This window comes from Streptomyces sp. NPDC001220, from assembly GCF_053597895.1.
On sequence record NZ_JBSFJE010000030.1, the window covers coordinates 1 to 15109 of the forward strand.

Annotated in this window: 13 protein-coding genes and 1 pseudogene; 6 read left to right on the forward strand and 8 right to left on the reverse strand. The window is 72.5% G+C overall.

The features are described from left to right. Positions 1-126 precede the first annotated feature (126 nt). Complete coding sequence (locus ACWDGI_RS41990; protein WP_450768316.1) at positions 127-2529, reverse strand: M4 family metallopeptidase; 2403 nt, start codon at positions 2527-2529, stop codon at positions 127-129. Between the two features lie 257 nt (positions 2530-2786). Then, entirely contained in the window at positions 2787-3230 is a 444-nt protein-coding gene (locus ACWDGI_RS41995) for a GNAT family N-acetyltransferase (protein WP_450768317.1), read from the reverse strand. A 171-nt stretch (positions 3231-3401) separates the two neighbouring features. On the opposite strand from ACWDGI_RS41995, the gene ACWDGI_RS42000 reads away from it, so the two are divergent. From ACWDGI_RS42000 to ACWDGI_RS42015, 4 genes are all read left to right on the forward strand, one after another. Further along, positions 3402-4052, forward strand: a complete 651-nt coding sequence (locus ACWDGI_RS42000) for an NADPH-dependent F420 reductase (RefSeq protein WP_450768318.1) — start codon at positions 3402-3404, stop codon at positions 4050-4052. A gap of 158 nt (positions 4053-4210) precedes the next feature. Then, entirely contained in the window at positions 4211-5278 is a 1068-nt protein-coding gene (locus ACWDGI_RS42005; protein WP_450768319.1) for an MHYT domain-containing protein, read from the forward strand. A gap of 62 nt (positions 5279-5340) precedes the next feature. Further along, the gene (locus tag ACWDGI_RS42010) at positions 5341-6843 is read left to right on the forward strand and encodes a metallophosphoesterase family protein (RefSeq protein WP_450768320.1); all 1503 of its coding nucleotides are present in this window, start codon (positions 5341-5343) and stop codon (positions 6841-6843) included. Between the two features lie 77 nt (positions 6844-6920). Further along, positions 6921-7952 carry an LLM class flavin-dependent oxidoreductase gene (locus ACWDGI_RS42015; RefSeq protein ID WP_450768321.1) on the forward strand — a complete coding sequence of 344 codons (1032 nt, stop codon included), beginning with the start codon at positions 6921-6923 and terminating at the stop codon, positions 7950-7952. A 1-nt stretch (position 7953) separates the two neighbouring features. On the opposite strand, the gene ACWDGI_RS42020 is transcribed toward ACWDGI_RS42015, so the two are convergent. Continuing rightward, positions 7954-8928 carry a TauD/TfdA dioxygenase family protein gene (locus ACWDGI_RS42020; protein WP_450768322.1) on the reverse strand — a complete coding sequence of 325 codons (975 nt, stop codon included), beginning with the start codon at positions 8926-8928 and terminating at the stop codon, positions 7954-7956. A gap of 92 nt (positions 8929-9020) precedes the next feature. Here ACWDGI_RS42020 and ACWDGI_RS42025 point away from each other — a divergent pair. Next, positions 9021-9320: pseudogene (locus ACWDGI_RS42025) on the forward strand (DNA polymerase ligase N-terminal domain-containing protein); the annotation flags it as partial. Positions 9321-9483: 163 nt separating this feature from the next. Continuing rightward, positions 9484-9918, forward strand: coding sequence for a cupin domain-containing protein (locus ACWDGI_RS42030; RefSeq protein ID WP_450768323.1), 435 nt, complete (start codon positions 9484-9486; stop codon positions 9916-9918). A gap of 13 nt (positions 9919-9931) precedes the next feature. Here the strand turns inward: ACWDGI_RS42030 and ACWDGI_RS42035 are convergent, their stop codons facing one another. The 5 genes from ACWDGI_RS42035 to ACWDGI_RS42055 form a co-directional block, all read right to left on the reverse strand. Next, positions 9932-12292: a SpoIIE family protein phosphatase gene (locus tag ACWDGI_RS42035; RefSeq protein WP_450768324.1), complete on the reverse strand. Its 2361-nt coding sequence runs from the start codon at positions 12290-12292 to the stop codon at positions 9932-9934. A gap of 54 nt (positions 12293-12346) precedes the next feature. Beyond that, positions 12347-12814: a peroxiredoxin gene (locus ACWDGI_RS42040; protein WP_450768325.1), complete on the reverse strand. Its 468-nt coding sequence runs from the start codon at positions 12812-12814 to the stop codon at positions 12347-12349. Then, positions 12815-13204: a DoxX family protein gene (locus tag ACWDGI_RS42045; RefSeq protein WP_450768326.1), complete on the reverse strand. Its 390-nt coding sequence runs from the start codon at positions 13202-13204 to the stop codon at positions 12815-12817. 85 nt (positions 13205-13289) lie between these two features. After that, complete coding sequence (locus ACWDGI_RS42050; protein ID WP_450768327.1) at positions 13290-13823, reverse strand: MarR family winged helix-turn-helix transcriptional regulator; 534 nt, start codon at positions 13821-13823, stop codon at positions 13290-13292. 158 nt (positions 13824-13981) lie between these two features. Then, on the reverse strand, positions 13982-15025 hold the full coding sequence (locus ACWDGI_RS42055; protein ID WP_450768328.1) for an Ldh family oxidoreductase: 1044 nt from the start codon (positions 15023-15025) through the stop codon (positions 13982-13984). Positions 15026-15109 lie beyond the last annotated feature (84 nt).

Consider the following 15109-nt stretch of genomic DNA (forward strand, 5'->3'; position numbering starts at 1 on the left):
ACCCTCGCTCGGATGAAAACCCCCCCCACCCCGACCCACACCACCCACCCGCGCCCCCGGCTGCCCTCACCCGCCGGGGCCCCCCCCCCCCGGAGTCCGGGTGCGGGACGCCCACCTTTGCGTGCGTCAGCCGGTCGTCACGGCGGTGTCGTCGACGACGAAGCTGGTCTGGAGCGAGGAGTCCTCGACGCCGGTGAACTTCAGGGCCACGGTGCTGCCCGCGAAGGAACCGAGGCTGAAGGACTTCTGCACGTACCCGGTGGCCTTGTTGAGGTTGGAGTACGTGGCCAGGGTGGTCGAACCGGCGGTGACCGTCAGCTTGTCGTAGGCAGTGCTGCTGGTGGTCTCGGCGGTGTCGATGTGCAGGTAGAACGTGAACGTGGTGTTGGTGCAGCCGCTCGGGATCGTCACCGACTGGGAGAGCGTGTCGGTGTGGGTCGAGCCGTAGCCGTCCAGCCACGCCTTGTACGAGCCCGCGTGTGCCGCCTGACCGGTGTCGTTGGTGATGACCCCGCTGGTGGCGGTCCAGGTGGTGTTGCCGGACTCGAAGCCCGCGTTGCCGAGGAGCTGCGTGGCGGTGCAACTGCCGCCGCCCCCGCTGGAACTGACCGTCCAGGTGAAGGAGGCGGTGCCGGTGGCGCCCGTGGAGTCGGTCACCGTGACGGTCGTGCTGTAGGTGCCCGCCGTCGTCGGGGTCCCGGAGATGACACCGGTGGAGCTGTTGATCGACAGGCCGGTCGGCAGGCCGCTCGCCGCGTAGGTCAGCGAACCGCTGTTGGTGCTGCTGGCCGAGACCTGCAGGCTGACCGCGGTGCCCACGGTCGAGGACTGGCTGCCCGGGTTGGTGACCGTCACCCCCGAGGTCGGCGGGGTGACGTGGCTGCCGACGTTGATGCCCGCGAAGGCGTTGGCCACACCCGCGTACTGGGCGGAGCTCGCGCCGTACAGAGCCGTCGCGGCGTTGAGCGCTGCCGTGCGGGCGGCCGCGTAGTTGGTGCTGGACGTCATGTACGACGTCAGCGCCTTGTACCAGATCTGCAGGGCCGCGGCCCGGCCGATGCCGGCGACGGCGACGCCGTCGGAGGTCGTGCTGTTGTAGGTGACGCCGTTGATGGTCTTGGTGCCGCTGCCCTCGGAGAGCAGATAGAACATGTGGTTCGCGGGGCCGGAGGAGTAGTGCACGTCGAGGTTGCCGACGCCCGAGTACCAGCTGTCCGCGGAGCCGCCGTCCTTGCTCGGCTTGTCCATGTAGCGCAGCGGGGTGCCGTCCCCGTTGATGTCGATCTTCTCGCCGATGAGGTAGTCGCCGACGTCGGAGGAGTTGTTGGCGTAGAACTCCACGCCGGTGCCGAAGATGTCGGAGGTCGCCTCGTTCAACCCACCGGACTCACCGGTGTAGTTGAGACCGGCGGTGTTGGAGGTGACGCCGTGGCTCATCTCGTGGCCGGCCACGTCCAGCGAGGTGAGGGCGTGGGTGTTGCCCGAGCCGTCGCCGTAGGTCATGCAGAAGCAGGAGTCGTCCCAGAAGGCGTTGACGTAGCCGCTGCTGTAGTGGACCCGGGAGTACGCGGCGACGCCGTCGTTCTTGATGCCGCTGCGCCCGAAGGTGTTCTTGTAGAAGTCCCAGGTCTCCTGGGCGCCGTAGGCGGCGTCGGCGCCGGCGGTCTGGGTGTTGGAGCCGGCTCCGGTGCCCCAGACGTCGTCGGCGTCGGTCATCAGGGTGCCGGTGCCCGACGTGCCGTTGTTGAGGCTGTACGTCTTGTGGCCGCCGCGCGTGGTGTCGTACAGCTGGTACGTCGAACCCGACAGGGTCGTGTTCAGCGTCACCGTGCCGCTGTACTGGGTGTTGCCGGTACCGGACTTGACCGCCTGGTAGCGGTACAGCTCCGCGCCGGTCGTGGCGTCCGTGACGACGTGCAGCTGGCTGGGGGTGCCGTCGTCCTGGAAACCGCCGACCACGGTCTCCCACGCGAGCTTCGGGGTGCCGTTGCCGGCCCAGATCACCTTGCGGGCGCTGTCGGCGGCGGGCTTCTCGGCGTCGAGGGCCTTGGCTGCCTTGAGCGCCTTGGCCTGGGCGGCCGACTTGGTGAAGGCCGCCGTCGTGGAGGCCACCTTGATGGTGCGCTTGTTGTTGAAGGTGGTGCTGACCGTGCCGGCCGCCAGCGTGGCGGGCGGGGTGTGCACGACCAGGTCCCCGCCGAGGACCGGCAGGCCGGCGTAGGTGCGCTCGTAACGGGTGTGCACGGTGCCGTCGTTGTCCTTGACGACGTCCTTGACGACCAGCTTCTCCTTGGCGCCGAGGCCGATGGTGCGGGCGGTCGCGGCCGTCTGCTGCTGGGCGCTCCTGATCAGCGCGGTGTGCTGGGCGGGGCTGAGCTCGGCCTCCAGGCCGCCGGTGCGAAGGGGGCTGGGGTGGGGGGTGGCGGGCTTGGCGTTCGCCGGGACCGACTGGATGCCGACGGCGAACAACGCCACGGTGGAGACCAGGGCGGCTCCGACCGTGGCGCGTCTGTGGGGAAGGCGTCTCACTCGTACTCCTCCTGCTGCGGCCGCCGGGTCGCGGCCGGTGACAGACCGGGCAGACGGGGGTGTGCTGTCCGGGACGAGCTGAGCTGTGCGGGGCCGGGATCGGGGGACCTGGATACGGGGTCCGTGATCCGTGGACACGCCATGGAGAAAGCGTGTGCTGAGCGAGGATTCCAGCCTTGACCCGCGCATGTCATTCAAGTCGAGGTCAATCGAGGGTTTTCCCTATGCCACCTGGGGCGGTTGAGGCGGAGCAGGACTCACGACGACGGTGAGCGCACCATGAAGACGTCCACCGGATCCTCGGTCTCGACGGTGAATCCGTGCCGCTCGTAGAGCCGTCGGGCCGCGCTGCCGCACAGGACGTTCAACCGGACGCGGACGCCGTCACGGTCGCACCGCGCCAGCAGCTCGCGCAGCACGCCCGAACCGATGCCGGCACCCTGGAAGTCGGGGGCCGGATAGAAGTGTTCCAGCCAGTGGGCGCCGTCGGCCGGCCGCAGCGCGACACAGCCGGCGAAGGCGCCGCCCACCTCGATCACCCAGGTGTGGGCCGCGTCGAACCCGTCCCGCAGCCGCTGCCGAACGCGCCACGGGTCGTAGCGCCCGAGCCGCTCCAGGTCGGCCCGCAGCACGACGGCGCGCAGTTCGGCCACCGCCTCGACGTCCACCGGCGACGCCGGCCGCATCGCCCAGTCCCCCACGACCGGCCAGGCTACCCAGTGGTCCGGTGTTCCTTCCCGGCATCCCGCGCGTACGGAGCGCGCTCCACCGTGTGACGGCGAAACACTCCGCACCCGGCCCGAGTCGCGACCGGTTTGCCGATTCATCCCGTTTATCCTGATTCACCTCCCACCCCACGGAAAGGGCTCCCCATGCGGGTCTTCATCGTCGGCACAGGCAACATGGCGGGCGGCATCGCCACCCGGGCCCTGGCGGGCGGGCACATGGTCCGGCTGGTCGGCACCGATCCGGCGAAGGCCGCCAACCTCGCGGACGCCCTGGGCCGGCGGATGCCCGGCGCCGATGTGGCACCCGCCGTTCCGGACGCGGTCGGGTCGGCCGACGTGGTGGTGCTGGCCGTGCCGTTCGACGTGGCCAGGCAGGTGGTGGCCGAGTACGGGGACCATCTCGCCGGGAAGACGGTCGTCGACATCTCCAACCCGGTCGACTTCGCCACCTTCGACTCGCTCACCGTGCCCCCGAACAGCTCCGGTGCCCAGCAGATCGCGGAGGCCGCGGCGCCGGGCACCCGGGTGGTGAAGGCCTTCAACACCACGTTCGCGGGCGCGCTGGTCGCGGGCGAGGTCGGCGGGCTCCCGCTGGACGTGTTCATCGCGGGCGACGACGCGGCGGCCCGCGACCAGGTGGCCGAACTGGTCTCCTCCGGCGGACTCAACCCGGTGGTCGTCGGCGGGCTGCGGCACGCCCGCGAGCTGGAGGGCATCCAGTTGCTGCACATGGCGCTGCAGACCCGCCCCGAGGGGCACGGCTGGATGAGTGCGCTCAAGATCGTCACTCCCTGAGCCGGTGCCGTGCCCGGACCGAGAACGGCCGGTGGAGAAGGTGTGCCGACCCGTGGCGCTCGAGAGGCGGCCGAAGTCCCGCTGAACGCCGGGGCGCACGCCCCCCGGCGCGTAGTACCGTCCCCCCAACAGTCGTGGCTCTGGGGGGAGTTGCATTTATGCACGGCACGACGAGCGGGTTCCACTACGGCGCGGTCACTCCGGTCGCGGCCTATCTGATGGCCTGTCTGGGCGGAGCCCTGGGGCTGCGCTGCATCGTCCGCTCGCTCCACCACAGCGGGCAGTCGTGGAAGCCCGGTTGGCTCGCGCTCGGCGCGGCCTCGATCGGCTGCGGCATCTGGACCATGCACTTCATCGCGATGATCGGCTTCCATGTCCAGGAGACCGAGATCCGCTACGACGTGGGCCTGACCCTGCTCAGTCTCGCGGTGGCGATCCTGGTGGTCGGCATCGGCGTCTTCGCGGTCGGCTACCGGGGCGCGACCGCCGGGACGCTCTCGACCGCGGGTGTCGTCACCGGTCTCGGCGTGGCCGCCATGCACTACCTGGGCATGGCCGCCCTCCGCCTTGACGGAACGATTCACTACGACCGGGTCACGGTCGCCCTCTCCGTGCTGATCGCGATCGGGGCGGCGACGGCCGCTCTGTGGGCCGCCGTGTCGGTCCGGGGCTTCCTGGCGAGCCTGGGCGCCAGCCTGGTGATGGGCCTGGCAGTGTTCGGCATGCACTTCACCGCCATGACGGCGGTGAGCGTCGACGTGCACCCGGCGTCCGCCACCTCCTGGTCGAGCGCGTCACCCACCTCGCTGCTGCTGCCGATGCTGCTGGGCCCGGCCGTCTTCCTGCTGCTGGCCGGGGTGGTGGTGATGTTCGACCCGCTGCTGGTGCTGGGCGAGGGCGACTGGGACCGGCAGCCGGGAGCCGGGAAGTACAGGCCGGCGAACCCGCCCCGGGCGGCCCGCTCACGGCCGCCGGGCCCGCGCGGCGGGCGCACCCCCGGCGGCCGGCACGGCCGTGCGCCGCACCCGGCACCGGGCGGCGCGGCCCAGCCGGGCTCGGCGGCGGGCCCGGCCGCACGCACCGCGCCGCCCGCCCCGGACCGGTACGGCACTCCGGGCCGGTACGGCGCCCCGGACCGCCCGGCACCCGGCGGCCCCGGCCGGCCCGGGACCCCCACCCGCCCCGACGACCCCTACGGCGCCCCCTCGAACCCGTACGAATGGTGACCGCCCGCAGCACGCCAACCCCTCCGCCGCACCCGGTCGTTGATCATTGCTACGGTGCCCGCGTGTCTGACTCCTCACGCGAATCCGCAGAAGGCGCCGGCTGGGGCGAGGCCGAGCGCGGTGCCTATCGCCGGCTGATGCCGAGCCATGTCGAGAAGCTGTTCTGGTTCAACCCAAGAACCATGTGGGCCGCCCGCAACGGCGTGCTGGCGTCCTGGTTCGGCGACCCGACCGGCCGTACCCGCGGCCGCTGGGTGGCGCAGCGGGCGGCCGCCGGGGCGGCGGCCGACAAGGTGATCCGGCGTACCGAGGCGGACCGGTTCTCGTTCATGGTGATCGGCGACACGGGCGAGGGCGACGACTCCCAGTACGCCGTCGTGCCCGGCTTCCTGAAGGTGAGTCAGGACACCGACTTCGCGGTGATCGCGAGCGACGTGATCTATCCGGTCGGCGCCACCGACGACTACGGCACCAAGTTCTTCCGCCCGTACCAGGACTATCCGGCGCCGATCTACGCGATACCCGGCAACCACGACTGGTACGAGGACCTCGGCGCGTTCATGCGCGTCTTCTGCGAGGACGCCCCGCCACTCCCGCCCGAGCCGAAGCCGCGCCCCCTCTCCCGCGCCTGGTGGCGTGACCTGCTGTGGCACCGTCCGAGCCTTGCGGACGAGCAACTCCTTGCGGAGGCGCGCAAGTTGCGGCCGAGGCCGGAGCAGCATGCCGTACAGCCCGGCCCCTACTGGGCCATCGACGCCGGCCCGGTCCGGATCATCGGCATCGACACCGGTCTGCTCGGCACGATCGACGCCGAACAGGGCGCCTGGCTGCGCGAGGTGTCCCGGGGGCCGCGCCCGAAGATCCTGGTCACCGGCTCCCCGCTGTACGTGGACGGCGAGCACCATCCCTGCCCGATCGACGGCGGCGGCACGGTCGACGACATCGTCCGCGACCCGGCGCACCACTATGTGGCGGCGATCGGCGGCGACATCCACAACTACCAGCGCTACCCGGTCGACGTGGCCGGCCGCACCATCCAGTACGTGGTCGCGGGCGGCGGCGGTGCCTTCATGCACGCCACCCACACCATCCCCCGGGTCTCCGTGGCGAACGTCACCGAGGACGACTTCCGCTGCTACCCGCTGCGCGGCGACTCCCTGGCCTTCTACAGCCGGCTGTACGGCCGCAGGCTGCGCATGCCCCGGTTCTTCACGCTCACCGCGGCGGAGGCGACGGCCGTGATCTCCGAACGCCTCGGCATCAAGCCCAGCCGCACGCCAGGCCCGGACACCAGGGGCACCCGCCGTACCCGGCTGGTGGCGAGCCTGCTCGGCGCGGGCGGCCGCCCGGACCGCACCTCCCGCTTCCGGCTGCCGGTGAAGAAGATCTACACCCAGCTGTTCTCCCCGGGCTCGGCCACCTACAGCCCGCCCTTCTTCAAGTGCTTCCTGCGCCTCGACGTGAGCCCGGAGGCGGTACGGCTGCGCTGCTTCGCGGCGACCGGGAACCGTGTGCAGGAGCTGGATCCGCCGGTCGAGGACGAGATCATCATCCCGCTGACCTGATCCGCAGCTGATCACACTCCCGCAATGTTCGGGTGTCACAATCGGGGCAGAACTGACGTACGACCGCTGGAGGACCCGTGCCGTCCACCCCCCGCCCGCTGCGCAGACTGGGCTTCCTCACCATCGGCCTGTTCGACGGGGCCGATCCGGGCAAGGGGCACGAGTCCACGCTGGAGATCATCGGGCTGGGCGAGCGGCTCGGCTTCGACAGCGCGTGGGTGCGCCATCGCCACCTCCAGTACGGCATATCGTCCCCGGTGGCCGTCCTCGCGGCGGCCTCGCAGCGCACCAGCCGTATCGAACTGGGCACCGCCGTGATCCCGCTGGGCTGGGAGAACCCGCTGCGGCTCGCCGAGGACCTGGCGACCGTCGACATCCTGTCCGGCGGCCGTCTCAACCCCGGCGTGAGCGTCGGGCCTCCCATGCACTACGAGCAGGTCAGAGAAGCCCTCTATCCGGACACGGCTCACGCCGAGGACTTCAGCTACGAGCGGGTGCGGCGGCTGCTGGACTTCGTGCGGGGCAAGCCGGCCACCGACTTCAGCGGGGTCGAGGGCTTCGAGGTGTTCTCGGACGTGGTCCAGCCGCACTCCCCCGGCCTGGGGCGGCGGCTCTGGTACGGCGGCGGCAGCCTGAGCTCGGCGAGCTGGGCGGGCGAGCACGGCATGAACTTCCTGACCAGCAGTGTCGTACGGGCCGGGGACCCGAAGGACGCGCACGACTTCGCGGAGATCCAGCTCTCGCACATCCGTGAGTTCCGGGCCCACCACCCGGACGGTGAGGCGGCCCGGGTCTCGCAGGGCCTGGTCGTCATCCCCACCGACTCCGCCACGCCCGAGCAGCGCGCCAAGTACGAGGCGTACGCGGCCAAGCGGCTGCCCCGCACCACGGCCCCGCAGGGTCCGGCGCGGCTGCTGTTCGCGCCCGACCTGGTGGGCACCTCGGCCGAGATCGCCGAACAGCTGCACGCGCACGCCGCGTTCCGCGAGGTCGACGAGGTGGCGTTCGCCCTGCCGTTCTCGTTCGAACACGAGGACTACGTGCAGATCCTCACGGACATGGCGACCCACCTGGGCCCGGCGCTCGGCTGGCGGCCCGCGGCCGCCTGAGTCACCAGCGGCCCGCCTCCGTGCCGGTGACCGGCTGCGACGGCCTGCCGTCCACTCCGACGGGCACCTCGCCGTGCAGCATCACCCGGTGCATGACCCGGGGGAAGCCGAGGTGGGCGTTGTCCCCGGGCGCGAGATGGATGGTGGCCCGGTTGTCCCAGAAGGCGACGCTGCCGGGCTCCCAGCGGAAGCGGACCGTGTACTCGGGCCGTACCGCCTGTTCGAGCAGCATCTCCAGGAGCGCGGCACTCTCCGGCCGGGAGACGCCGGTGATCTGCTCGACGTAGTAGCCGTTGACGTACAGGACCCGCTCGCCGGTCTCCGGGTGGACGCGCACCAGCGGGTGCACCGAGGCGACCTGATGGTCGAGGAGATGGCGGAGGTAGGCGTCGTCGCCGGGCCGGGACTGGTAGCCGACGCCAAGCCGGTGCTCGGCACGCAGTCCGTCGACGAAGGCGCGCACGGGTGCGGAGAGCCCGGCGTAGGCGGCGGCCAGGTTGGCCCAGGTGGTGTCGCCGCCGTACGGCGGGACGGTCTCGGCACGCAGGACGGTCGCGGCGGGCGGGTCGATGCGGGCGCCGTGGTCACAGTGCCAGCCGCGCAGCAGGGTGTGCCGGCGTCGCTGGAGCCACTCCTCGTGCTCCATGCCGAACCGTCCGCCCAGCTCCAGCCGGTCGGCGGTGGTCTCCACCTCGGGGAAGCCGGCGGGCGAGGCGCTGCCCCGTCGCCCGAGCACGACCGGCTCGCCGAACCGCCGGGCGAAGGCGACATGCCCGGCGTGGTCCAGCCGCTGCCCCCGGAAGAAGACGACCTTCCAGCGCAGCACCGCCTCCCGGATCAACGTGACCACGGCGTCGTCGAGGTCCCCGCCGAGGTCGACGCCGGTGATCTCGGCCCCGATGTGCCCGGCGACGGGTTTCACCTCGGCCCCCGCGACGCGCTCCGCCTGCTCCGCCGTGCCCCTGTCCGTCGTCATGCGTACTCCGATGCTCGCCGGTACCGCCTTCCCCGAAGATCGTGACAGCCCGGCGCGCCCGGCGACAGACGCCACGGAACGCGTCGCCCCCGCTGATCGTCTGGGACCACGGCTGGTACGAGCCGCTCAGCCACGACCGCCAGGGCCGGCCGGTCGGCTTCGCACCGTCGCTGGAGCGCGGGCACGCCACGTTCCGGCTGCACGGTTCCAAGTTGCACGGCGAGTACGCGCTGACCCGGTTCCGGGGCAGCGACGGCGAGGACGCCTGGCTGCTGGTGAAGAAGGGGGCCGCACGGTCGGGCGGTCACGGCACGCCCGATCCCCGGCGGGCCCGCTCGGTGACCTCCGGCCGCACCCTCGCCCAGGTCGCGGCCGACGCGGGCACGGAGTGACGGGCCGTACCCGGTCCCCGGCTTCGCCTACCGGGGCACCTGGTTCGACGGGCCGGAGGACGCAATCCCGGTGCACCGGGATTGCGGCGTTCCCGCCCCGGGCGACCCCGTGGGGGCCTATGTTCACGGAGGTACTCGATCTTCGGCTCAGGAGGCCCTCCGTATGCGCACCGCGCTCCGTACCGCGCTGGCCGGGGCGGTCGCCGCCGGCACTCTGCTGACCTGCGGCACCGCCTACGCCACCCCCGCCGGGCCGGGTGTGACCGGGCGGGTGATCAGCCAGACCACGATCGGCGGCACGGACTACGTGCTGCGCGAGATCACCGTCCCGCCCGGGCAGAGCACCGGCTGGCACTTCCACGACGGCCCGGTCTACGGATACGTCCAGAAGGGCACGCTCAGCCACTTCCACTCGGACTGCGCGGCGGACGGCGTCTACCGGCAGGGCGGCACGGTCTACGAGCCGGGCGGGGCGGGCGATGTGCATCTGGGCGCGAACCTGGGCGACACCGACCTCGTCCTGGACGTGCTGTACATCCTCCCGCACGGCTCGCCGTACTCCGAGTCGGTGCCGAACCCGGGCTGCGACTTCGAGTAGGCCGGCTGCCGCTTCAGGCGTCGATGACCGGCAACGGCCCTTCGGGCAGCGGCTGTTCGGCCCAGATGGTCTTGCCGGTGCAGGTCTGGCGGCTGCCCCAGCGCTGGGTGAGCTGGGCGACCAGGAGCAGGCCGCGGCCGCCCTCGTCGTAGGCGTGCGCGCGCCGCAGATGCGGTGAGGTCGAACTGCCGTCGGACACCTCGCAGATGAGCGCGCGGTCGCGGATCAGGCGCAACTGGATGGGCGGTTCGCCGTAGCGGATGGCGTTGGTGACGAGTTCGCTGACGACGAGTTCGGTGACGAAGGCGGCCTCGTCCAGGCCCCAGGCGGCCAGGCGTTCGGTGGCCGCCTGCCGGAAGTGCGCGACCTCGGCGGGGTCGGGCGGGACGTCCCAGGTGGCCACCCGGTCGGCGCCGAGCGCACGGGTGCGGACCAGCAGCAGGGCGACGTCGTCGGAGGGCTGTTCCGGCAGGACGGCCTTGAGCACGTTGTCGCTGAGGGCCTCCAGCGAGTCGGCGGGCGCGCTCAGCGCCCGGCACATCTCCTCGGTGGCGCGGTCCACGTCCCGGTCCCGGTCCTCGATCAGGCCGTCCGTGTAGAGGGCGACGACGGCGCCCTCGGGCAGGTCGAGCTCCACCGCCTCGAAGGGCAGACCGCCGACGCCGAGCGGCGGTCCCGCGGTCATCGGGACCAGTTCGGCCTCGCCGTCGGGCAGCACCAGGGCGGGCGCCGGATGGCCGGCGGCGGCGAGGGTGAGACGGCGCGAGACCGGGTCGTAGACGGCGTACAGGCAGGTGGCGCCCAGTTCGGCGACCTCCTCGCCGTTGCCGTCGGCGGCCAGGTGGCTGACCAGGTCGTCGAGGTGGGTGAGGAGTTCGTCGGGGGGCAGGTCGACGTCCGCGAGGGTGCGTACGGCCGTGCGCAGCCGGCCCATGGTGGCGGAGGAGCGGATGCCGTGGCCGACGACGTCGCCGACGACCAGGCCGACCCGGCTGCCGGAGAGCGGGATCACGTCGAACCAGTCGCCGCCGATGCCGGCCAGTGACCCGCAGGGCAGATAGCGGTGGGCCACCTCGACGGCGGCCTGCCCGGGCAGTCCGCTGGGCAGCAGGCTGTGCTGGAGCGCTAGGGCGGTGGAGCGCTCGCGGGCGAAGCGGCGGGCGTTGTCGATGCAGACGGCGGCACGGCTGCCGATCTCCTCGGCGAACACGGTGTCGTCGATGGCGTAGTCGTCGGGGTGGCGCATGCGCACGCCGACGACGACGCCGAGCAGGACGCCCCGGGCCCGCAGAGGTACGGCGATCATGGAGTGGACGCCCCGCCGGTACTTGCGGCCCTCGGGCGCGCGGGCGTTGCGCTCCGCGACCCAGCGGCGGAACTCCGGCTCGCCGGCCTGGCTGACCACAGCGCGCCCCTCCCGCAGCGCCCGGGCCGGCGGGGACGACGCCAGATGCACCTCCGTCTCGCCCAGCCGTACCGCCGCCTCGGGGGTGCCCTCGGTCACCGAGCCGTGGGCGACGCGCCGCAGTTCGATGTCCCCCTCCGGGACGGTGGGAAGTTCGTCGGCGGTGAGCACCCAGTCGAGCAGGTCGACGCTGGCGAAGTCGGCGTAGCGCGGGACGATGAGTTCGACGACCTCCTCGGCGGTGCGCACCACGTCCAGGGTGGTGCCGATGGAGGTGGCCGCCTCGTTGAGCAGGGCGAGCCGCAGGCGGGCCAGGTACTGCTCGGTGCTGTCGAAGGCGGCGAGGGCGACGGCGGTCAGCTCGCCGTCGGTGGCGTGCAGGGGCCACATCTCGATGTTCCAGGCGTGCTCCCGGTTCAGGCCCGGGGCGCCGGTGAAGCTCTCGTAGCGGGTGGGCCGGCCGGTCTCGACGACCCGGCGCAGGTGGCTCAGGAAGCCCCGGTTGTGCGGGGCGTCCTCGACGGTGTCCAGAAAGAAGCGGCCGCGCAGGGCCGCCTCCGGGACGTCCTTGAGCTGGCAGACCTCGTCGTTGACGCGGAGGTAGCGCTGGCGGACGTCGAAGACCGACATGGCCATGGAGGCCTGCTGGAAGGCCTGTTCGGCCAGGGTGGGCCCGGCCTTCCCGGGCGGGTCGGCGGTGAGGACGTATCCGGTGGTTTCGCCGTCGGGACCGAGGACCGGGCAGGCGGTCAGAGCGATCTCCATGCTGCGTCCGTCGGCGTGGCGCAGAGCGACGGTCCCGGAGCGGGCAGCGAGCGCCGCCGCGGGGACCGCCTCCGCGAGCAGGTCGGCGGCGGGCCGGCCCACGACCTGCTCCGCCGGTCGTCCGGTGAGTGCCCGCGCGCCTTCGCTCCACCCCGTCACCCTGCCCAGGGCATCGATGATCGCCGCGGCCGCGACACGCTCCATACGCCCCAGGATGGGACCTATGCCCGACCGCATCAAGCGCGGGGACGGCCTGTCTCAGCCCTGCTGACCGCGCAGTGCGGCGAGCGCCCGGTCGGCGTGCGTGTTCATGCGCAGCTCGCTGCGGACGACCTCCAGGACGGTGCGGTCCTGGCCGATGACGAAGGTGGCCCGCTTGGTGGGGGCGAGCGCGAAGCCGCGCTTGACACCGAACCGCTCGCGGATCGTGCCGTCGCTGTCGGAGAGCAGCGGCATGCCGAGCGTGTGCTTCCCGGAGAACTCCTGCTGGCGTTCGACGCTGTCCCCGCTGATCCCGACCGGCCGGGCGCCGGCGGCGGCGAACTCGGCCGCCAGGTCCCGGAAGTGACAGGCCTCGGTGGTGCAGCCGGGCGACAGGGCGGCCGGGTAGAAGAAGAGCACGACCGGCCCGTCGGCCAGCAGTTCCGTGAGCGTCCGTGTCGTGCCGGTCTCGTCCGGCAGCGCGAAGTCCTCGACCTTGCTTCCGACCTCGACGGTTCCCGCCATTTATCGGCCCTCCTCGTTGTGGGCGACGTTGTGGGCGACAGCGCGCGCCCACAGCACCAGGGGGATCTGGAGCGGCAGGCGGGCGAGGGCCGCGGTCCTGAGCGGCTGGGGCCGCTGCTGCCAGTCGGCGGCCATCTTCACGTTGGCCGGGAACACGCCGACGAAGAAGGCGGCGGCCGCCCGGGCCGCCACCTTGCGGGTGCGCGGCAGGGCGATCCCGGCCGCCAGCGCCAGCTCCACGGCCCCGCTGCCGTACGTCCAGGCCCGGGGCGAGCCCGGCAGTGCTTTCGGGACCGTGGCGTCGAACGACTTCGGCGCCGCGAAGTGCGCGACTCCGGCGGTGGCCAGCAGGCCCGCCAGCAGCAGGGGTGAACGTTGGGACCGGGCCACGCCGCCTCCTCTGAAGATCTGGCGCGCATATTACCGGGCGGTACCGACCCCGATCCCCGCCGGGGCGTGCGAGCGTGCCGCTCCTTCACACGGCGCGTCCGGAGGACACCGTCTCGCCGGGCTCCGGGCCGGACTCGTCCTCGACCGCGTAGTCCAGGAAGTCGTCGACCATACGGTGGAACAGCGTGGCCAGCTGGCGCAGTTCCTCCGGCTTCCACTCGCCCAGGGCCAGCTGCATCCCGCGCGCCCCGGCGTCCCGGACCCGGTGGACGGCCTCCCGTCCGGCGTCGGTGAGCTCGATCCGCTGGGCACGGCGGTCGTCGGGATCGGGGACCCGGGTGACATGGCCCGACCTCTGGAGCTGCTGCACCGTGCGCGTCACATGGGACGCCTCGACACCGAGCCGTTGGGCGAGCTCCCCCGGGCGCAGCGGCTCGGAGTCGGCGACCTGGCGCAGCAGAGCCACCGCGGCGCGGTCCAGCGGGACACCGGCGAGGGCCATCAGCCGCTCGTGCTGCCTGGCCCGGGTGCTCAGATAGGTGATGCGCGTCAGCGCACGCTCGATCTCGACGACCTCCGGGGTGGCGGCGGGGACGGCCGGCACGGGTTCTGTGGACATACCGACCAGTTTACCATGTCATTGCGTAACTCAAGTAAGTTGTCGCGTGCGGGTACGCCCGGTACTGCGCGCGGCCCCGGGCCGGGCCCGCGCGATCATCTCGCGGACCGGGCCCGCGCGATCATCTCCCAGAATGCCTGCCGCGGGCCCGCTCCCGCTCACACCGGCAGTGCCACACCCAGCCGCTCGGCGTGTTCCGTCAGCTCCCGCCAGACCTTCGGCGCCACGGGGATCCCCTTCTCCGCCCGCTGCCCGGCCACCATCGCACTGCGCTCCCCCGGGTAGAACACCCCATCGGCGCCGTCCGCGACCGGCAGGTCCTTCAGCGTCCCCAGGGTGTCGTCGACCGCCGCCACGAAGGCCTCCGGGTCACCGAAGGCGGCCGGGTCCAGGGCGATGAGCAGGGCGTTCTGGCGGTGCTTGCGGTCGCCCGCGTGGAAGGACGCGAAGATCGGGGCTCCGACCAGCACGCTGGTCAGGAGTTCGAAGGCCAGGGACATGCCGGAGCCCTTCGCGCCGCCCAGCGGCAGCGGCATGACCGCCTCTTCCGGGTCGGTCGTCGGGGTGCCGTCCGCCGTCGCGGCCGCGCCCTCGGGCAGCGGGGTGCCGCTCGCCCTCGCCTGACGGATCCTGCCGAGGGCGATGGTGGCGGTGGCCATGTCGAGCAGCAGTGGGGCGTGGTCGCGGGCCGGCACGGCGATGGCGAGGGGGCTGGTGGCGACGGCCGCCCCCCTGACACCGCTGTAGCCCATGTTGGGCATGCCGGCCACGAACCCGAGCCCGACCAGGCCCTGGCCGGCGATCCGGGAGACGTAGTAGCCGATGGCGCCGGTGTGCACCGTGCGGCGGACGCCCACCGAGGCGATGCCGGTCTCGCGGGCCCGCCGTACCGCCTCGTCGGCGGCGGCGGTCAGGGCCACCGGGCCGGGGGCACGGTCGGCGTCGAGGACGGCGGCGGCCGGTGCCGTGGACTCGACGGTGAGCCGCGGGCCGGCGTTGGCGACGCCCTTGGCCAGCAGGTCGAGGTAGGCGGGAACACGCGCGGTGCCGTGCGAGTCGACGCCGCGCTGCGCGGCCCAGACGAACACGTCGGCGGTGGTACGGGCGTGCTCGGCGCTCAGACCGCCCTTCTCCAGCAGGGCGGCGGAGAAGGTGCGCAGGTCCTCGGCGGGCACCAGGATCCTGGGGGGTGTGTCGGGCATGACGGCGAGAGCCTCCTGGGCTACAGGGCCCCGTCGGGGGCGCGGGACCGCGTCGATCCGCGGCTGCCGCCGCGCGGGCGCGAC